This is a genomic window from Bacillus cereus group sp. MYBK220-1, from assembly GCF_051916445.1.
In the GTDB taxonomy this organism is placed as follows: domain Bacteria; phylum Bacillota; class Bacilli; order Bacillales; family Bacillaceae_G; genus Bacillus_A; species Bacillus_A cereus.
Map to the genome: position 1 here is coordinate 128,188 of NZ_JBQAGQ010000009.1, position 21,281 is coordinate 149,468.

The following is a 21,281-nucleotide window of genomic DNA, read 5'->3' on the forward strand; positions in this document are numbered from 1 at the left end:
TATATGGATATTTGTAAAAAATATATTAAAATAATAAGACGAATGTTTTTAATTTGTAAATTTTAATATAATACTATTTAAAAGCAAAATAATATTTGATATTATTTTATTGAATCAATTTCAACAAAATCACTAATAAAAAAGGGGACGCAGGTTGCGTCCTCTTTTTTATAAATCTTTCACTCGTAATACACGCATTGCATTTAACACTGCAAGTAGTGTTACACCAACATCTGAGAAAACAGCCTCCCACATTGTTGCAATACCAAAGGCACCAAGTAATAAAACGATCCCTTTTACACCTAGAGCAAAGATGATATTTTGCCACACTATACTTCTTGTGCGTTTTGCAATTTTTACAGCTGTCGCAATTTTTGAAGGCTCATCAGTCATAATAACGATGTCTGCCGCTTCAATTGCTGCATCTGACCCTAAACCACCCATCGCAATACCAACGTCTGCACGGGCTAATACTGGTGTATCGTTAATACCGTCACCAACGAAGGCAATTTTTTCTTTTCCGTGCTTCGCTGCATCAATTTTTTCAATCTCTTCTACTTTTTGTTGCGGTAGTAATTCCGCATGAACTTCATCTAAGCCTAATTCTTTACCAACAGCTTCACCAACTGGTTTTGCATCACCAGTTAACATTACTGTCTTTTTAATACCTAGTTCTTTTAACTTTTGAATCGCTTGCTTCGAATCCTCTTTTACCTCATCAGAGATAACAATATAACCTGCATATCTTCCATCTACAGCAACGTGAACTAATGTACCTACTGTTTCTGGTTGCTTAAATTCAATATTTTCTTTTCTCATTAATTTTGCATTACCTGCAAAAATTTCTTTTCCTTGTACTTTTACGACTGTACCGTGACCAGAAATTTCGTTATAATCATCGATTATTTTTTCATCAATTGATTTTCCATATGCCTTTCGAATAGATTGGGCAATTGGATGGTTAGAATATACTTCAGCAAATGCCGCATACTCTAATAACTCTTCACTTGTAGTACCTTCGCTCGGTTCCATTTTTGTAACTTTGAAAACACCTTTTGTTAATGTTCCTGTTTTGTCAAAAACAATATATTTCACATCATTTAAAGCTTCTAAATAGTTACTACCTTTTACTAACACACCACTTTTAGATGCACCACCAATACCTCCAAAGAATCCAAGAGGAATGGATACAACTAACGCACATGGACAAGAGATTACTAAGAACACTAAAGCTCTATAAATCCACTCAGAGAATGTAGCTCCTTCTAAAATAAGTGGTGGAATAAACGCCATGATTGCCGCTGTAATAACTACAACTGGAGTGTAGTAACGTGCAAACTTCGTAATAAAGTTTTCCGTTGGTGCTTTTTTACTGCTTGCATTTTGAACTAAATCTAAAATTTTCGATACAGTTGATTCACCGAATTCTTTTGTAACTTCAATTGTCAACACACCGTTTTGGTTCACAAAGCCACTTAATACATCATTTCCAACTTCAACTTCACGTGGTACAGATTCACCTGTTAATGCTGAAGTATCTAACATTGATGTTCCTTCAATTACTTTTCCGTCTAACGGCACTTTCTCACCTGGCTTAACGATAATATAATCGCCAATTTGTACATCTTCTGGTGATACTTGTTTCGTTTCATTTCCAACCTTTACATTCGCATAATCAGGACGAATATCCATTAATGAAGTAATTGATTTTCGAGAGCGGTTTACCGCAATGCTTTGGAATAGTTCTCCTACTTGATAAAATAGCATTACTGCTACAGCTTCTGAGTATTGTTGAATTGCAAAAGCCCCTACAGTTGCAATTGCCATTAAGAAGTTTTCATCAAATACTTGGCCACGAGTTATGTTTCTTACCGCTCTCCAAACGATATCTCCACCTATTAATAAATAAGCAAGGACGAATAACGGAATTGTTACCATTTGTGGTAAGTCCGCTAATGCAGCAATCGCTGTCAAAATTCCGCCGACCACTAATCTCCCTACCATCTTTTTCACATTTGCTTCACCATGATCATGACTATGCCCGTGGTCATGACCGTTCTTCTCTTCACGAACAACTTTCACATCTGGCTCTAACTTTTGAACGACATTTGTTATATTTGCTACAGTCGCTTCTAGTTCTCTTTTATTCGCAACTTCTACTCGTAGTTTCTTCGATACGAAATCAACAGTTGCTTCTGAGACAGCTGGCATTTCCTTCACTTTATTTTCAATTTTCATTGCACAGTTCGCGCAATCTAAACCTTCTAATATAAATACTTCTTTAGCAATTTTATTTTTTTGTTCTTCTTGCACTTTAATATGCGGTTCTAATTTTGTAACGAGTTGTTTTGCTTCCGTAACAACTTCGTTTTCTTTATTTTGTGCCGTTTCTAAAATCATTGTCTTTGTTGCAAAGTTTACAGAGCAAGAATTTACTCCTTCTATACTCCCAACACCTTTTTCAATTTTCATTGCACAATTCGCACAATCTAAACCTTCTAACATCAGTTTCTTTTTCACTAACGCTTCAGCCATCGTTCTCCCTCCTCGCGTTCTTTTTATTCTTCTTCGTTTACGTGTTCAAACGCTTGCTCGAAGATATGAATTACGTGCTGGTCAGCTAACGAATAATAAACAACCTTTCCTTCTTTACGATTCTTCACAAGTTTCGCTTGCTTTAACACACGAAGCTGATGCGAAATAGATGATTGTGTCATTCCTAATAAATAAGCTAAATCACAAACGCACATTTCAGCTTCAAATAGCGCATGTAATATTCTCGTACGTGTACGGTCACCTAACACTTTAAATAGTTCTGCTACTTTACTTAAACTTTCATCAGTTGGAATTGTTTGTTTTACTTGCTCTACAACTTCTTCATGAATTATCGTTTGAGAACATGTCTCTTGTGGTGTTTCTACTTTATTTCCAGCCATTATAGCTCACCTCTTTAATTGAACATATGAACAATCATTCATATATCTTATACTCTTATTATATGAGCGCCTACTCATATGTGTCAATGAAATCTGATTTTTTTTTATGAACTTTCCGTTCACATTTTAATAAGTCATATACATATTTTTCGCATCCTCTATATTCTCATACAAAAAAGGATGCACAATTCGCACACCCTTTTTACTTACTTTTCATTTTCACCGCATCCACAATTAAAGAAACAAATCCTAACTGATTATCCCGATTTCTATGGTCAAAACGTTTCGAACGATAAATAAATCCATCTTTCTCATTCCAATCATTATAGTGAAACTTACCATTCTCATCACAGTATTCTAAGAGCCTCACTTGAAAACCTGCTGATTCAAATATGGACGTGATTGTTTTATAGTTATGAACAATTTTATGGCTTGCTGCAGGATGATCTAATGGACCAGGTCCACCTACTTGTACCCCTTGCTGATATTCTTCATCTGGAAAAAATGCATCTGGTACTGCACAACGAATATATCCATTCTCCATTAAAAACTCATAACAAATTTTTGCAGCTTCAATTCCTTCTTCATATGATAAATGCTCCCATACATGTTCTGCCAAAATTACTGATAAAGAATTAGGTTGAAATTTATCAAGCCAAGTTTCTCTCCGTAATAAATTTAATTCTTCTTCATTCGTATGTAACCAACCAGGGTTATTATTATAACCCTCTGCTCCAACTACAACTTTTGTTTCTTCCATTTTGCTCCCACCCTTTTTTCATATTCCGACATAAAAATTCAACAAAGTAATATATATTCCCTTTATTTCAACAAAAGAAAAAGCCTTGCGCGCTCCCTAGACGCACAAGGCTTACTATACTTATATCCCTTTTAATTAAGCTTTTAATTAGCTTGTTCTAAATTATCCTGCGAACTTCCATCGTCTTTTAAATGACTATGTTTTTTCGAATAAACAAAGTATACAACTACTCCAATTGCTAACCAAGCACCGAAGTACATCCATGTTTTTAATGGTAGATTTACCATTAAGAATAGACAACATGCAATCGAAATAATCGGCAAGATCGGTACAAGTGGTACCATAAATCCACGTTGTAATTTTGGATGTGTTTTACGAAGAATAATAACTGACACACCAACCATCGCAAATGTTAACAACGCTCCAATATTCGCTAAATTCGACAATTCTTTTAAATCGATAAATCCAGCAATTAAAGCACTACCAATTCCTGTTAACCAAACTGTAAATGTTGGCGCTTCTGTCTTTTTATTAATTTTCGCGAAAGATTCTGGCAATAAACCGTCACGGCTCATCGCAAAGAATACACGTGTCGTTGCATAAATGTAAGCAAAAATTACTGCCATAATACCAATTACAGCTCCAATTGCAATTACACCTGCTACTTTATCTTGTCCTACAACTTCTAACACATATGCCATAGCTTCTGGTACATCTAATTCTTTATAAGAAACCATACCCGTCATAACGAGACAAACTACAACATAAATGATTGTACAAATGACTAACGAAGCGATAATACCAATCGGTAGATCACGTTGCGGATTTTTTACCTCTTCAGCAGAAGTTGCTAATGCATCAAATCCTAAGAAAGCAAAGAATACTGCTGCTCCCCCCGCGAAAACTCCACTTAAACCGTACGGTGCAAATGGTATCCAGTTTTCTGGTTTCACGTAGAATACACCAACTGCAATGAATAAAACAACGATACCAATTTTAATTAATACCATTATGTTATTCACGCGTTTACTTTCTTTCGTACCTCTTGATAATAACCAAGTTATAACTAATGTAACGATAACTGCTGGTAAATTCACCATACCACCTTGAGACGGAATCGTTAGCAGTGCTTTTGGAATTTCAAGCCCTAATCCACTCACTAAGTTATGGAAGTAACCAGTCCATCCGCCAGCTACTGCGGCAGTCGTTACAACATATACGGATAGTAATGTCCATCCCATTAAATGAGCTACAAACTCACCAATTGTTGCATATGAGTATGTGTACACACTACCTGAAACAGGAAGTGTAGAAGCAACCTCTGCGTAACATAATGCTGCAAATCCACAAACGATGGCTGCAATCATGAATGAAAAAATAACTGCTGGACCAGCATCTCTTGCTGCTACTAATCCAGTTAATACTAGAACTCCTGTACCAATTATCGCACCAATCCCTAGCATTGTTAGGTCAAATGCCCCTAGCGTTTTCGTCAAAGTTTTACTTTTACTTTCCCCTAACAATTGCGTAACGGATTTCTTTTTAAATAGGTTGGCCACGATGTATGCCCCCTTTTGCCAAGAAGAGCTAAGAGATCTTCACTCTTAGCTCTTATCATGTTGTTTTATATATTGTTCGATTTTGTTTTGTATAATGCTTCTATTAGCAAGATACTGTTTCTGCTTCTAATAATTCTTTAGCACCTTTGTACTCTACACCGTGAGCTTCTGCAACTGCTTCGAATGTTACATAACCATCTAATGTGTTAATACCTTTTAGTAATGCAGAGTTACCTAGGCAAGCTTCTTTGTAGCCTTTGTTAGCAATTTGTACTGCATATGGTACTGTTACGTTTGTTAATGCAAGAGTTGATGTACGTGGAACCGCACCTGGCATGTTTGCAACTGCATAATGAACAACGCCGTGTTTTTCGTAAGTTGGGTTATCATGAGTTGTAATACGGTCAGTTGTTTCGAAAATACCACCTTGGTCAATCGCGATATCTACAACAACAGAACCTGGTTCCATTGATTTAATCATTTCTTCTGTTACAAGTTTTGGAGCTTTTGCACCTGGGATTAATACTGCACCGATTACAAGATCAGACTCTTTAACAGCTTCTGCAATATTGTAAGGATTAGACATTAAAGTTTTTACTTGGTTTCCGAAAATGTCATCTAATTGACGAAGACGTTCTGCACTTAAGTCGATGATTGTTACATCCGCACCTAGTCCAACTGCAATTTTAGCAGCATTTGTACCAGCTTGTCCACCACCGATGATTGTTACTTTACCACGTTTAACCCCTGGAACACCTGCAAGTAAGATACCTTTACCGCCTTTGTTTTTCTCAAGGAATTGTGCACCAATTTGTGCAGCCATACGACCAGCTACTTCACTCATAGGTGCAAGTAATGGTAATGAACGGTTTTCTAATTGTACTGTTTCATATGCGATAGAAACAACTTTTTTCTCGATTAAAGCTTTTGTTAATTCTGGCTCTGGAGCTAAGTGTAAGTATGTGAACAAGATTAAGCCTTCACTGAAGTGTTTGTATTCGCTTTCAATTGGTTCCTTAACTTTCATAACCATTTCCATATTCCAAGCTTCTTCAGCTGTATCAACAATTTTTGCTCCCGCTTCAACATACTGAGCATCTGTGAAACCAGACCCTAAACCTGCACCCTTTTGAATGAATACTTCGTGATTGTTACGAATTAAATGTACAACACCTGCTGGTGTCATTGCCACACGGTTTTCGTTGTTTTTAATTTCTGCTGGTACCCCAATACGCATAATGAAATGCCCCCTTATAATTAACAGAAAAAAGAGATTCTTTTTTCTTTTTGTAATAATTAATAACTTATGTCCTTATTCTAGCATAACTTAAAAGTTATGAAAACGCTAACATATCATTTTCCTAAAGTTTTTATATTTAGAATAGTGTAAATATAAAAAACATTGATTCTATTAGAGGTTTCGTGTCATTCCATTATCTTTCACTCTATTTTTATTATACTGCTTCAAAATAAACAGCAATCATTTATTATTTGACAATAATTTAACAATGTAAGAAACCTAAGCGATAACGTATACATATACAGTTATTACTTTACTCAATACTTTAGAGATATATTCTTTTCACAAAAAAACAGCTGCTAGCATTTAGCTAGCAGCTGGGTAACTTATAAATAACTTAGAAAATAAATCATCTGTCGTTTCAGTAATTTTATCAAACAGATCACTTTCTTCCGCTTCTTGCTCTTTTAACATCTTAATTGTTTCACGTGCATCTTCAGGGTAATCGGTTATGATACCATCTACGTTTAACTTATAATATGCCTTTAAATTTTCCATATCATTTACTGTCCATACGTAAATTGGTTTGTTTAACTTCCTTGCTTCTTTTACTAATTTCTTATTTAACATATATTCTTCTGCTACGTAAAAGTCAGCCTTCACATTCTTTAAGTTAGCTCTACTTGCATACAGTATATACCCTACTTTTATATCTGGATTTGCACGCTTAAACTCTTTAATAAGTGGATAGTGTAACGTTTGAATTACACATTGCTTCTCAAATTCATTATCTTTAATCGTTTTTAAGACTTTGTTTACAAAATCTTTTTCGCCCCCATGAAGCTTCACTTCTATATTAAGTTTGATTTTGCCATTTGCTAGCTTAATGATTTCATCAAGTGTACTTATTTGTCCTGAAAGTCCATCTTGACTAAGGGTAAGCTGCCTTAACTCAGCCATCGTTAAATCTGACACATGTACATTGGCATTTGCGAGACGTTTCAGCTTCAAATCATGTATAACCGCTAGCTCACCGTCTTTCGTTTGTAATACATCTATTTCAGCGTAGTCTGCTTTTGCATCAATAGCACCTTGCACAGCTTCTTTCGTATTTTCTACGCCTTTTGATATATACCCGCGGTGCGCCATAATAATCGGTTCTTTATACGAATTTGAAATAAACGTTACAATGAAGGCAACGACCATTCCCGCAGTAATAATCCCTACAATGTATACGCCAATGAATTTCCAACGATGTTTTTGGAAAAAGCATTTATCTGCTTTCGTTTTCGAATAATCTAATCCTTCTTCTAATAAAACATCTTCAACCGGTACCTTTTGTAAGTATAATCGCGTAATCGCCATAATATAAAATGGCGTCACGATAAAGCTGAATAAATACAATGTGCTCGTTAAAAATACCGAAATCGTTGATTCAGCTAATAATGCAAATGTTCCTTTCGGGCTTGTAAATTCATAAATACCCCATAGGCACAATAAATACATTCCCAAAAACATGACATATACAATTCCAATTGAAATAAAAAATCCTACTAAAAAGAATAGTACTTTAAAAAAGCTTTCCTTTACTAAAGTTGCACTTTTACGTGCTGCCACGCGAAATGGTTTTTGCTCTAAAACAACAATAGGTAGAACGAAAATCCATCTAAGATTCAAATACGCGACTACAGCAAAGAACATGTAATAACCAACTTGTCCCATCGTTGTCTTAAACAGCTCTCCTGTAATAAAGTTAGGAATTTGAATTTGCGGGATTAATGCCGTTTCATATCCCATATTTAAAAGAGGCAACAATACGACAGCATATAAAATAAATCCTGGTAAGCAATATGTGAAAAGAGTAGGTAAATACGTTACCGTTTTATATAAAATCGGACGTAATTTCACCTTCTGTCTTTTATGAGCGAAATACGAAATAATAATAAGCACCGCAAATTCTGTAAAGATAAGAAACAGTGCTAACAATGATAAAATTACGATTGCTAAGATGCCATAAGGCGTCTTTAAAAACGCTAATAATTCATCATTTGTCGCATTTGCATAACCACCAAAATACAATAACTTATTAAAAATGATTCCAAATAGCGGAACAAACACAATCGCTGCTAATAATTTATAAGCAAGTTGAAAAGTTAATACATTCCAAAAGGCAAATTTAACTGTTTGAAAGGAATGTCTCATTACTCCTGGTATAGATAGTTTTTTACGGTGTTGCATATATTCCTCCAAATTCTAAAACGGTATTTGAGATGGATTCCATATTTCCAGTTCTAATCCATCTTTTTAATAATAATATATTCCGCTTAACATGAACACACTTATACATATAATGAAAAAAGTGATGGCTACTTCCCATCACTTTTTCATTTATTCTATTTTTTCTCTAGCCCTTGTCCAAATGCTTTCAAGAAGCTAAAACCGAATGTAATAGCTCTATTGATATCTGGATCTTTTAATACTTTAAAGAAATCCATCACTTTTGTTTTTTTACCACTATTTAATTCATCTGTTGCAAATTGCAATCCTGTAACTAAACTTGACGTAATTTGCTTCGTTATTTCTGGGTCAACTGAAGATAACGCTTCTCCTGCCCCCATCATATTATTTAACGCATTTTTAACGGGTTCACGATTTAATTGCTCCACAGCGATTTTTGAAACATCTTCCTTCGCAGCAAGTAAACTAATTGCCGCATCTAATATACCAGCCTTCTGCAACTGTGCTAAAAGCTGCATCGTTTCTTCTACTGCTTCACGATTATTAGATAGCTCATTTAGAAGTTCATCTGCTACTTGCTGTTTCTGTTCTTCCTCTGTTACAACTTTCTTTTTAATTACAGTAATTTCTTTCGCCACTATCTCCGCCCCCTAGTCCACAAGTGATACGTATTGTTTTCTTTGCCATTTTTGCTGGATTTCAACACCGTTTTGCGGATTACGCTTTTTATCTCTCGGGTTTGAAGATGGTAACGGACGATTCCCTTTTTCACGTAGTACACGCATCTTTACCATCGTTTGTTTGTACGCTGGTGTACACGTATAAAGATCTGTCGCCGTTCCAGTTAAAATATTGATTGCCTCTTCATTTACCGTTGCATGCATCGGTAAATATAGCTCTTTCCCCGTTACACGATCTGTAACAAGTGCCTGTACTTTAATTTTCCCAAATGGTGATGCTAATTCTACAAGGCCACCATCTTTCACATTGCGCTCTAGGGCAAGTTCAGGCGAGATTTCAACGAACACTTCAGATACTTTAGATAAAATACCAGCCGATTTATTCGTCATATTCCCTTCGTGGAAATGTTCTAACATACGACCATTATTTAAAAGTAAATCATACTCATCTGGCGCTACAACTGGTGGTACCCATTCATCTAATGATAGACGAGCTAGTTTATCCGGGAAGTTAAATCCGTCCACATATAATAGCGGTGTATCGCTACCATCATGGCTACCCCAACATAAACTATTCCATCCTTCTAAACGATCGTATGTTGCCTGAGAATATAAAGGTGCAAGCGATGCAATTTCATCCATGATTTCACTTGGACTTTCATAATTCCAGTCCCCGCCAAGCGCACGAGCTACTTTTTGTAAAATCCACCAGTCTGGCTTTGAATCACCAAGCGGCTTCAATACTTCATATAATCTTTGAATACGGCGCTCTGTATTCGTAAATGTTCCCTCTTTTTCTAAGCTTGGTGCTGCCGGTAAAATAACATCAGCAAAACGAGCTGTTTTCGATAAGAACATATCTTGAACAACAAGGAAATCTAAATTCGCTAAAATATGTTGTACATGGTTGGCATTCGAATCTACTAAAGCCATTTCTTCACCCATAACATACATACCACGCAGTTTTCCTTCATCTGCCGCAAGTAACATTGCAATATTATTTAAGCCTGGTGCTTTCGGAATTGTAGTACCGTATGCTTTTTCAAATTTCGCACGGAGCGCATCATCTGAAACCGCTTGGTAACCTGGAAGCCAGTTTGGTAATGTTGCCATATCACAAGCGCCTTGTACGTTATTATGTCCGCGTAATGGATATGCTCCTGCACCAGGACGACGATAATTACCCGTAACAAGCAATAGATTTGAAATTGCTGCTGAAGTTGTACTTCCTCCAGTATTTTGCGTTACACCCATTCCCCAAAGTACACAAGTACCATCTGCTTCATATACCATACGAGCCATTTCTTTCAGATTTTCTTTCGAAATCCCCGTAATTTCTTCTGTATAATCAAGCGTATACTTTTCTACCATTTTGCTATATTCATCAAAATTCTTCACATTTTCAGCTATGAACTTTTTATCGTGCCAATCTTGATCAATAATATATTTCGTAATACCAGCGAGCCATACGTAATCAGTTCCTTGGCGCGGATGAATGAATAAATCCGCACGCTCTGCCATTTCATGTTTACGAAGATCCGCCACAATTAATTTTTGGTCATGTAATTTATGAGCACGTTTTACACGCGTTGCAAGTACAGGATGTCCTTCTGTCGGATTTGCTCCAACGATAATGACAAGGCCTGCTTCCGCAATATCTTTCACTGTTCCAGCGTCCCCGCCCATACCGACAGTTTTAAATAAACCGTCTGTTGCTGGAGATTGACAATAACGGGAACAGTTGTCTACATTATTCGTTCCATATATTTGACGGGCTAGTTTTTGCATAAGATAATTTTCTTCATTCGTTACTTTCGAAGAAGAAATAAACCCAAATGCATCACTTCCATATTCTGATTTAATATGCTGCATATTGGATGCAACAACTTCAAGAGCCTCTTCCCATGAAGCTTCAACAAACATATCCCCTTGGCGAATTAATGGCTTTGTAATACGATCTTCACTGTTTACAAAATCCCATCCAAATTTGCCTTTTACACATGTGGAAATACCGTTAACCGGCGCATCTGAAACAGGCTGCACTTTCAAAATGTGGCGGTCTTTCGTCCATACTTCAAATGAACAACCTACACCACAAAATGTACAAACTGTTTTTGTTTTATTCACTTTCGTCTTACGCATCGCAGCCTCTACTTCTGAAACTGCTAAAATACTACTATATCCCGGCTCTACATCCTTTACAAAATCAATCATCGGATCTAACACATCCGGTTTCAATCCAGTCATGAATCCAGCTTCACCTAACATTGATTTCTCCATCAACGCATTACATGGACATACTGTTACACATTGCCCGCAACTTACACAAGATGAGTCATTTATACTTACACCATTGTCCCATATAACACGTGGACGGTCTAAGCTCCAGTCTATCGATATTGTTTCATTAACCTGTAAGTTTTGACATACTTCTACACACTGTCCACAAGCAATACATTGATTTGGATCATATCGATAAAACGGATGTGACATATCCACTTCACACGCACTTACTTTTGGCTCATACGGATATTTCTGTTCCTCAATTCCCATCATATGTACTGTATTGTGGACTTTACAGTTACCATTATTGTTATCACAAACGGTACAATACAGTAGATGATTCTCTAATATTCGATCCATTGCCTCAGTCTGTGCCTCTTTTGCACGCTGGGACTGCCTTTCGATATGCATACCGTTCTCTAATTTCGTTGAACAAGCACGCAATAACTTTCCATTTACTTCTACAATACACGTATCACAAGTTTGAATTGGATCTACTTCTGGTACATGACAAATTTGAGGATGTTCCAAATTACTCTCGTTAAATAATTGTAGTATCGTCTTTTCACCTGATGCAGAAAATTCTTTACCATCGACGGTTACACGGACTGTCTGTTCTGCCATAGTTTCCCCTCTCCTTACAACCAACTGTACAACACAATTATGAATCCGTTTTCAAAACCGCATTACTGTACATATTTTTGAAACGCTCTACCCAAATACTTTCTTATGAAGTCGATTCTAGATGTTATAAGGTATAACTACGAAAGCTTGAAAATATCACTATTCTACAGTTCTATTATATCGTACATATACAATAATAACCAAAATAATCTGTGATCTTCTTGTTAATAGGTGTTTTTATTTTTCCCATTGTTTTATGATAAATGTGGGAGAGAAATACATATAAAAGGGGAATTAAATATGGGGCCTACGCAAGAGACTTATACAATTGTACGTTATCAATCTGGTACATTTTCAAAACAACTTGACGAGATTGTTACAGAATCTCCTATTACTATTAAATTGAATGGTGAAGAATATGTAACAGTCGTATGCACACCAAATTATATTGAAGATATGGTAATTGGTTTTTTAATTTCTGAGGGGATTATTTCTTCCTATAACGATGTTGAAGAAATATGGGTTCAAAAAGATAACGGAATTGTCCATGTAAAATCATCAAAAGTGAATCCGCTCTATCAAACTTTATATAATAAACGATACATCACTTCTTGCTGCGGAAAAGGTAGACAAGGTTTTATTTTCATAAACGACGCAGCAAAAGCAAAAGACTTACATGATATACACGTAAAAATTACTCCTGAAGAATGTTTTTACTTAATGAATACTTTACAACAATCTTCCACTACCTTTCGCCAAACTGGTGGTGTTCACAATACCGCGCTATGTGATCGAAATAATATCCTTCTATCAAGAATGGATATCGGAAGACATAATGCATTAGACAAAATATACGGTCATTGTTTACGCAATGATATATCTGTTAAAGGAAAAATTATCGCATTTAGCGGACGTATTTCATCTGAAATTTTACTCAAAGTTTCAAAAATCGGATGTGAAATTGTTCTATCTAAATCTGCCCCAACAAAACTAGCATTGCAACTCGCTCACGATTTAGGCATTACAGTCGTAGGATTTATCAGAAATGAATCCTGCAATATTTACACACATCCACATCGAATTGATGGTTATCAATCGAATAACTAAAATAACTCCTCAATTGAGGAGTTATTTTAGTTATGAAAATGTAATATATTAAAGACTTGAATAGTTAATAAAGTTAATATATAATTTCATTACATATTAAAAAACAAAACATTGTAGCATATATCTTTTCATTCTTTTACAAATTAAAAGAGACTGCTAACAAAACACATACACACTCTTATAAAAGTAATGGATTTATTTTATTTGAAATCGACCAAGGAGGTTACAACTATGGAAATTCGCTTATTAACGACAGAGGACGCAGAAATATATTTAAAAGTTTGTATGGAAGGTTTAACGAAGAACCCGGAAGCTTTTAGCTCTTCCTATGAAGATGTTTTGAAACATGAGGATCCTGTAGCTGCTATGGCAAAACGATTAAGCAATCCGGATAAGTATACTCTAGGGGTCTTCAAAGATGATGATTTAATCGGCATTGCTACTTTAGAAACAAAGCCTTTTATTAAACAAGAACATAAAGCAAAAATCGGTTCCGTTTTCGTTTCCCCAAAAGCGCGTGGCCTTGGAGCAGGACGAGCTCTTATTAAAGCAATTATTGAAAATGCCGATAAATTACATGTAGAACAACTTATGCTCGATGTTGTAGTTGGTAACGATGCAGCAAAAAAATTATATGAGTCATTAGGTTTCCAAACTTACGGCGTACAAGAGCGTTCATTAAAACATAACGGTCAATATTGGGACGAGGAACATATGGTTCTGTTCTTAAATGATTAATACTTCAATATAAGGTGAAACTTTACTCAGTGGGGGAGTTTTCCAAAAACATCTTTCTTAATAAGAAAGATGTTTTTTTCATTACAACAATGTAATCTTCATGTCACCTTTATCGATCGTACCAAACCTTTCCATTCATTATACTAAAAATATAAAGTGAAACTTTACTCAGTGAGGAACTACATCCCACGCTGATCGCATGTACTTGATATGTAGAGGAGAATGTGACATGAAACAAAACAAACGAGCTATGCTTTTAATATTTACTACAGCAATTGTAACTTCTGGATTAGCAATTTTACCTTGGTTTATTATATGAACACTCCCCCTAACAATGAAAAAAGCTGATTGCTTCTTAAGAAGCAATCAGCTTTTTTTATATTATAAAATCCCCAAAATTTTATTTACGCAACTTATAATAATAACCATAGATACGGCAACGCACATGACAACCGTATTACGATCTTGCTTTTCTTTTTTTGAAATTTCTTCTTTTGAATTCATGTGTATGATCTCCTTTTAAAAAAAGTGTGAGATAGGAAATTTTTCTTATCCGATGCGAGGTGAATACGAAAACCCTCTCTATCTCACATACACAATAGAATGGAATTGTCATTTTATAAATAAAATGACATGACGTTATGTCGCAACATAGGGTATTTTGTGTCGCTACGTTTTCTATTATAAAAAATAGTTGTGCAAAACTAGTGCATTTTTTATGTCAATTACTCTGAGCGAAAAAATCAGCCCTCCATTCAATCACATAAAAAGAGTTTTTTATTATTTTCATGTAAACTATACAAGTAGAATGAACAGTTTGGGGTGCACAAGATTATGGCAAAAATTTTATTAGTAGACGATGAAGAACGTATGTTACGATTATTAGATCTGTTCTTAAGCCCTCGCGGCTATTTTTGTATGAAAGCTACCTCTGGCCTTGAAGCACTAAAATTAATCGAACAAAAAGAATTCGATATTATTTTATTAGATGTTATGATGCCAAGTATGGATGGATGGGATACTTGCTATCAAATTCGTCAAATTTCCAACGTTCCTATCATTATGTTAACAGCTCGCAACCAAAACTACGATATGGTGAAAGGCCTCACGATGGGCGCAGATGATTATATTACAAAACCATTTGATGAGCATGTATTAGTCGCACGAATCGAGGCTATATTACGCCGTACAAAAAAAGATGGCTTTGTTAGTTTCAATGGTATTGAGTGGGATAAAACGAAACATACTGTCACAGTTTATGATGAAAAAATCTCATTAACTCCTATCGAATTTTCGTTACTCGGACTATTTTTACAAAATACAAACCGTGCTTATAGCCGAGATGATTTAATCGAAAAAATTTGGGGCTATGAAACAGATATCGAATATAGAACAATTGATTCACACATTCGTAATATCCGTGATAAACTACGCAAAAAAGGATTTCCTATTGAAGATTACCTAGAAACGGTCTATAAAGTCGGATATAAATGGAAAAGTGAATAATTACTTCGGTCAGTGGGAAATCGTATACCACTGACTCTTTATTATGAATAAGGTATGGTGAAAAAATGAGTAAACTTTCCCTTAAAATTGGGACATACTTTTTAATATTAGCTTTATGTATTGAAACAATTGCCTTCGTATCTTTTTATAAAAGCCTTTCAAAAATGCGTATTGTAGAGGAAACAGATGCTCTTTTAGAGAAAGGTAATCGCTATAGTAAAAAAATTAAAAGCCGCGAGAGACGGGATGAATATTATAAAGAAATGAAACACGCTGAACATAATAAAAATCCTAAACGTCCTGTGTACCCTGAGTTCGATATTACGAATGAGGCTGCACACTTAGTTGAATCGGAATCAATTTCTAACTCCGATATAGCTATCATTATTACTGACCATAACGGCAAAATTATTTCCACCTCAGAACCCGTAACAAAAGATATGCAAAAACAACTTACTTGTAAAACAGAAACTGTCCCAGACGGCGGATTGGTCGTTGAAAGGAACTGGAAAAAATCAAAGTTCATCACAACAGTAAGCCCACTTAACACAACAAAGTTTCAAGGAAAGCTATATATGTTATTAAAAACATCTTTCCTAGAAAATATGTTACTTAAACTCATGAACCAATTTCTTATCATTAGTGTTTTAACAATTATTTTAACAACAATTTCTGTCTTTGTTTTTTCACGCGTTATTACAGAACCACTTGTAAAAATGAAGAGAGCGACAGAAAAAATGTCAAAATTAAACAAGCCAATTCAATTAGGTATTAAACGAAATGATGAACTCGGAAGTTTAGCAAAAACAATTGAAGATTTATCGAGTGAACTTACGTATATGAAAAAAGAGCGCAATGAATTTCTCGCTAGTGTCGCTCATGAACTATTAACTCCATTGACCTATATGAAAGGTTATGCGAAGGTAGCAAAGAGAGACTCTTTAACAAAAGAGGAGCGAGAAGAATACTTACAAATTATTGAGGATGAAACGGATAGTGTAACCGATCTCGTCCAAGATTTATTTATGCTTGTACAATTAGAACAACACCAATTTGTTATAAAAAAACAAAAAGTGCTTCTTCAGCCATTTTTAGAACGAATGGTTGAAAAAACAAAAACAACATTAACGAATAAGCAAATGCAACTTCATGTATATTGCAAAGATGATTTAGAAGTTTGCATAGACGAAAGACGGATGGAACAAGTTATGTTAAATTTATTACACAACGCTTATCAACATTCGCCAGAAAACACATCCATTACGATACGTGTACTCATGGAAACAGATTCTTTTACAATAAGTGTACAAGATGAAGGTGAAGGTATTCCTGAAGAAGATATCCCGCATATTTTTGACCGTTTTTATCGTGTTGATAAATCCAGAACACGAGCTACAGGCGGAAAAGGCATCGGGCTAGCTGTTGCAAAGGAAATTGTAGAATTGCATAACGGTTCTATTCTAGTAACAAGCCAATTAGGAGCGGGAACAAACTTTATAATCGAGCTACCTTTTGAATAATATGCGTGTGAAAACACCAGTAGTAGTAAACACTACTGGTGTTATTTTGTTCATAAAAACAGCTCATATAAGCTAAGCTTTTGAAATTATTCTTATTTCAATATAAAATAAAGGTACATTTGCAAAGATTTGGAGGGTGATATAATTGGATATCCATGTATTAACAAAAGACGAAGCAGAAATTTACTTAGAACTTCGCGTAGAAGGATTAAAGCAAAACCCTGAAGCATTCAGCTCTTCTTATGAAGATATTATTAATAAAGAGTGTGCGATTGAATATAAAGCACAAAAATTAGCACAAGATGAAAACTATACGCTAGGTGCATTTAAAGATGGAAAATTAATCGGGGTTGCAACACTGGAAACGAAACCATATGTAAAACAAGAACATAAAGCTAAAATCGGTTCTGTATATGTATCTCCAAAAGCGCGCGGACTTGGAGCAGGAAAAGCACTTATTAAAGAATGTCTTGAGCTTGCTAAATCTTTAGAAGTAGAACAAGTTATGCTTGATGTTGTTGTTGGCAACGATGGAGCGAAAAAACTTTATGAATCATTAGGTTTTAAAACATTCGGTGTACAAGAACGTTCATTAAAATATAACGGACAATATTGGGACGAAGAGCATATGGTCTTATTCTTAGATGAAAATAAATAATAAAAAACATCCTCATGTTTGGAGGATGTTTTTTATTTTCTTGTAAACCATGCCGTGTGTAATAATTGAATCGCTTTCGCAATTTCTTCCTCTGATAATATCGCAAACCCAAGTAAAACTACATTCTCAGGCGCCGTACCGTCTTTATAGTACGTAGACACAGGATATATTTTGATACTATGTTTCGCAGCTTCTTGAATTAATTCTTCTTCCCGCATTCTATTATGCACTTTTAATAAAATGTGTAATCCCGAATCTTCTCCTATCACTTCAACACGATTAGAGAAATATTTCTCTATTTCAAAAACAAGTCGATCTCTCTTCTTTCGGTAGACGACACGCATTTTATGAATATGTTTTTCCCAATAGCCTTCATTTAAAAATCTTCTAATCACTTCTTGGTCCATTCTTGAAACACTTTGTGTATAAAATAAATATTGCTGTTGATACTTTTTAATTAATTTCTTCGGCAACACCATATAGCTCATCCGTAGCGATGGTAATAATGCTTTAGATAGCGTCCCCATATAAATAACTTTCCCCTCTGTATCTAACCCTTGCAGCGCCGGTATAGGCTTTCCAGAATAGCGAAATTCACTATCGTAATCATCTTCAATAATATACCTGCTCTCTTCTTTCTTTGCCCATTGTAAAAGCTGCATCCTTCTCGTAATAGGCATAATCATTCCATATGGAAACTGATGGGAAGGTGTAACAAATACAACATTCGCATTGCTATTTTCTAAATCTGCAATACAAATTCCATCTCTATCTAAAGATAACATTTGGACTCTTGCTTCTCCCTGTTCAAAAACAACCATCTTTCTATGATACCCTGGGTTTTCAACTGCATAATTGCTTCCCTTTAACAATTGAAACAATAGTTTCACTAATATTTGTGTTCCCGCTCCTAATACAATTTGACTAGCTGAACAACGTACACCTCTAGATTCATACAAATAATTCGTAATCTCTTCTCTTAAGCTCGCTTCTCCTTGAGGGTGTCCTAGAAAGAGAAGTTCGTTATTATGCGGCTGCCATATTTCATTTACAATTTTCCGATACATATTGAATGGAAAAGCATTTGTATCAATTCCTGTTTGTGTAAAATCAAATTTATAACTCTTCTCCTGAAACGGTACTTCTTCTATTCTCTCTCCGCTATCCTCTACATGAGCCATTTGCTCAATCTTGCATACAAAATAACCTTTTCTCGATATCGACTCAATATAACCTTCTGCAAGTAATTGTTCGTACGCTGCCTCTACTGTATTTTTACTTACTTGTAAATGTATCGCTAACTTTCGCTTAGCCGGTAATTTCGTAAAAGGGACAATTGATCCATCTTTAATCTCTTTTTTTATATACTCATACAATTGCACATATAATGCCTTTTTACTATTCATATTTAAATTAGGCGTTAATTCTAACATAGTATCTGACCCCTTAATAAAACTAAAATCTGATACTTTTTACAGTACCAGAAGTTATATATAATTCCTATTATCATGTCACACATAAAAAATCAAATACCGGAGAGGAGAAACATGATAATGAACAATGGTAGACGTATCGGACTTATTATGATTATTACAGGGGCTACATTATGGGGATTATCTGGTCCAATGATTCAGTGGCTATTTCAGCATACTAATGTATCCTCAATTGATTTTTTAACAATTCGATTGTTGCTTGCAGGAATATTTATTTTGTCTTTCTTACTTATAAAGAAACAAAATATATTTCAAATTTGGAAACACCCTAGATATTCTATACAACTTATTATTTTTTCTATTCTCGGCATGCTCGGTGCGCAATACGCCTTTATCGAAACGGTTCATATTAGTAATGCAGTCACAGCAACGCTATTTCAATTTCTAGGTCCTGTTCTTATTACCATGTATGTTGCATTTGAACAAAGAAAATTCCCTGCTTCCATGCAACTATTCGCAATTATAGCCGCGCTAATAGGAACATACTTTATTATTACAAATGGCTCAATTGAAAATATTGTTTTATCCAAAGAAGCTATTATTTTTGGACTATTAACAGCAATCGGATTTGCATTTTATACCCTTCATCCGGCTTCTCTCATTAAAGAATGCGGGACAACTGTAGTAATTGGTTGGGGGATGTTAATCGGAGGAATTGCACTACTTATTTATAATCGTTCATTCGGGTGGAATCAATTTTCACAAACCCTTACACTAAAAACTTTTTCTATGCTTATTCTTATCATTATTAGTGGTACCCTTTCTTTCCTTCTATATATCGGTAGTCTTAAATATTTAGCAGCAACAGAAACAAGCATTTTATCTAGCATTGAACCCCTTGTAGCTGCCATCGTTTCAATCACTTGGCTAAATGAATCTTTTGGAACATATCAATTATTAGGCGGCGTATGTATCGTTCTGTCCGTTATTTTTTTGACGATGCCTCAAAAAGAAACCGAACCAACCTATACAACGGAACAAATATAAAATGAAACTTTAATTAGTGGGGACTATCTCCCACTAATTATTAACCTACACCAATCGGGCTTTTACGTGATAAAAATGTCAAAAGAGGTCGTACAAAACTTACGACCTCTTTTTATACTTTAAAGGAATTGTCCCGCCTTCTAGCAAATACAATTACACTAACAATAAAAACTAGGAGTGTGGCACCATGAAAAAAATCGGAACTATGCTACTTCTCTCCTTCCTCATCACTGGATGTACACAAACGCAACCGGATTCAAAAGAACAAAAAAAAGACGTAATAGCAACGTCATCCACTCAAGTGAACGCACCTTCCTTCTTTCACCTTAGTGTTTTAAAAGATGTAAATTGGGAAGAAGCACCCTCATTCATAGACGGAAAAATACCTTTAAAAGGCATCGAAGGTAAAGTCGCAATGGCTGATAGTCCTATTATCGCAAATGAACAAAATGAAATAATGTGGTACTTTCTAGATTCTGAAATACCAATTGGAAAATTGTCTATTATTGCGCTAAAACAAGGATCTGTAACTCCAACACCAGTACTCTTTCAAAAAGAAACTTCCAAACAAACTTGGACTACTTCAAATACAATCGATTCTACTACAAGCGAACTCCCTCTCGCTATGTCACTACCTTCATCTGGATTATGGTTATTAAATATATATGTGAATGAAAAATATTATAATCAGTTTGTAATCACCGCTGAGTAAAGTGACAAAAATAAGCCACTTTCTTACAACAATGTAATTTCTACGTCATGTACTTCGATAGTTGAATTATCTCTCTTCTCTTATACTTAAAGTAAGAAATGAAACGAGGAGAGATGAGAGATGAAAAAAATGATGGAAGTGATCGTAGCAGTAACTGAGGTTTTAGTGAATGGTAAACAAGTTGCAATGGAATTAAATAAATAGTGAAGAAACATAAATAATTCTACACTTCTTCATTAT

Annotated in this window: 17 protein-coding genes; 7 read left to right on the top strand and 10 right to left on the bottom strand. The window is 35.1% G+C overall.

The window, feature by feature from the left end:
* Window positions 1-168: 168 nt before the first annotated feature.
* From ACTFRU_RS25600 to fdhF, 8 genes are all read right to left on the bottom strand, one after another.
* Window positions 169-2,535, bottom strand: a complete 2,367-nt coding sequence (locus tag ACTFRU_RS25600) for a heavy metal translocating P-type ATPase (protein WP_440037953.1) — start codon at window positions 2,533-2,535, stop codon at window positions 169-171.
* A gap of 23 nt (window positions 2,536-2,558) precedes the next feature.
* Window positions 2,559-2,936: an ArsR/SmtB family transcription factor gene (locus ACTFRU_RS25605; RefSeq protein ID WP_000918378.1), complete on the bottom strand. Its 378-nt coding sequence runs from the start codon at window positions 2,934-2,936 to the stop codon at window positions 2,559-2,561.
* Window positions 2,937-3,138: 202 nt separating this feature from the next.
* Window positions 3,139-3,696 carry a class I SAM-dependent methyltransferase gene (locus ACTFRU_RS25610; protein WP_086692378.1) on the bottom strand — a complete coding sequence of 186 codons (558 nt, stop codon included), beginning with the start codon at window positions 3,694-3,696 and terminating at the stop codon, window positions 3,139-3,141.
* A gap of 143 nt (window positions 3,697-3,839) precedes the next feature.
* Window positions 3,840-5,255, bottom strand: coding sequence for an amino acid permease (locus ACTFRU_RS25615; RefSeq protein ID WP_001284893.1), 1,416 nt, complete (start codon window positions 5,253-5,255; stop codon window positions 3,840-3,842).
* 103 nt (window positions 5,256-5,358) lie between these two features.
* A complete protein-coding gene (ald, locus tag ACTFRU_RS25620; protein ID WP_001219742.1) occupies window positions 5,359-6,492 on the bottom strand; it encodes an alanine dehydrogenase in 1,134 nt (377 codons plus the stop codon).
* A gap of 369 nt (window positions 6,493-6,861) precedes the next feature.
* Window positions 6,862-8,733 carry a glycerophosphoryl diester phosphodiesterase membrane domain-containing protein gene (locus ACTFRU_RS25625; protein ID WP_088362177.1) on the bottom strand — a complete coding sequence of 624 codons (1,872 nt, stop codon included), beginning with the start codon at window positions 8,731-8,733 and terminating at the stop codon, window positions 6,862-6,864.
* A gap of 155 nt (window positions 8,734-8,888) precedes the next feature.
* Complete coding sequence (locus tag ACTFRU_RS25630; RefSeq protein WP_001040540.1) at window positions 8,889-9,371, bottom strand: DUF1641 domain-containing protein; 483 nt, start codon at window positions 9,369-9,371, stop codon at window positions 8,889-8,891.
* Between the two features lie 12 nt (window positions 9,372-9,383).
* Window positions 9,384-12,320: a formate dehydrogenase subunit alpha gene (gene fdhF / locus ACTFRU_RS25635; RefSeq protein ID WP_000840663.1), complete on the bottom strand. Its 2,937-nt coding sequence runs from the start codon at window positions 12,318-12,320 to the stop codon at window positions 9,384-9,386.
* Window positions 12,321-12,620: 300 nt separating this feature from the next.
* Between fdhF and fdhD the strand changes: the two genes are divergently transcribed.
* Window positions 12,621-13,427 carry a formate dehydrogenase accessory sulfurtransferase FdhD gene (gene fdhD / locus ACTFRU_RS25640; RefSeq protein ID WP_440037954.1) on the top strand — a complete coding sequence of 269 codons (807 nt, stop codon included), beginning with the start codon at window positions 12,621-12,623 and terminating at the stop codon, window positions 13,425-13,427.
* 231 nt (window positions 13,428-13,658) lie between these two features.
* Window positions 13,659-14,165: a GNAT family N-acetyltransferase gene (locus ACTFRU_RS25645; RefSeq protein ID WP_016125450.1), complete on the top strand. Its 507-nt coding sequence runs from the start codon at window positions 13,659-13,661 to the stop codon at window positions 14,163-14,165.
* A gap of 381 nt (window positions 14,166-14,546) precedes the next feature.
* Here ACTFRU_RS25645 and ACTFRU_RS25650 read toward each other — a convergent pair whose 3' ends face one another.
* Window positions 14,547-14,669: a hypothetical protein gene (locus ACTFRU_RS25650; RefSeq protein WP_001085006.1), complete on the bottom strand. Its 123-nt coding sequence runs from the start codon at window positions 14,667-14,669 to the stop codon at window positions 14,547-14,549.
* A 330-nt stretch (window positions 14,670-14,999) separates the two neighbouring features.
* On the opposite strand from ACTFRU_RS25650, the gene ACTFRU_RS25655 reads away from it, so the two are divergent.
* The 3 genes from ACTFRU_RS25655 to ACTFRU_RS25665 all read left to right on the top strand — a co-directional run bounded on the left by ACTFRU_RS25655 (window position 15,000) and on the right by ACTFRU_RS25665 (window position 17,849).
* Window positions 15,000-15,671, top strand: a complete 672-nt coding sequence (locus ACTFRU_RS25655; protein WP_440037955.1) for a response regulator transcription factor — start codon at window positions 15,000-15,002, stop codon at window positions 15,669-15,671.
* A 65-nt stretch (window positions 15,672-15,736) separates the two neighbouring features.
* A complete protein-coding gene (locus tag ACTFRU_RS25660; RefSeq protein ID WP_000041024.1) occupies window positions 15,737-17,191 on the top strand; it encodes a HAMP domain-containing sensor histidine kinase in 1,455 nt (484 codons plus the stop codon).
* Between the two features lie 145 nt (window positions 17,192-17,336).
* Entirely contained in the window at window positions 17,337-17,849 is a 513-nt protein-coding gene (locus ACTFRU_RS25665) for a GNAT family N-acetyltransferase (protein ID WP_000351212.1), read from the top strand.
* A gap of 32 nt (window positions 17,850-17,881) precedes the next feature.
* Here the strand turns inward: ACTFRU_RS25665 and pdxR are convergent, their stop codons facing one another.
* Entirely contained in the window at window positions 17,882-19,282 is a 1,401-nt protein-coding gene (gene pdxR, locus ACTFRU_RS25670) for a MocR-like pyridoxine biosynthesis transcription factor PdxR (RefSeq protein WP_065211573.1), read from the bottom strand.
* A gap of 120 nt (window positions 19,283-19,402) precedes the next feature.
* Here pdxR and ACTFRU_RS25675 point away from each other — a divergent pair, with 120 nt between their 5' ends.
* A complete protein-coding gene (locus ACTFRU_RS25675; RefSeq protein ID WP_001059054.1) occupies window positions 19,403-20,329 on the top strand; it encodes a DMT family transporter in 927 nt (308 codons plus the stop codon).
* A gap of 187 nt (window positions 20,330-20,516) precedes the next feature.
* Window positions 20,517-21,041 carry a DUF4871 domain-containing protein gene (locus tag ACTFRU_RS25680; RefSeq protein WP_440037956.1) on the top strand — a complete coding sequence of 175 codons (525 nt, stop codon included), beginning with the start codon at window positions 20,517-20,519 and terminating at the stop codon, window positions 21,039-21,041.
* Window positions 21,042-21,281 lie beyond the last annotated feature (240 nt).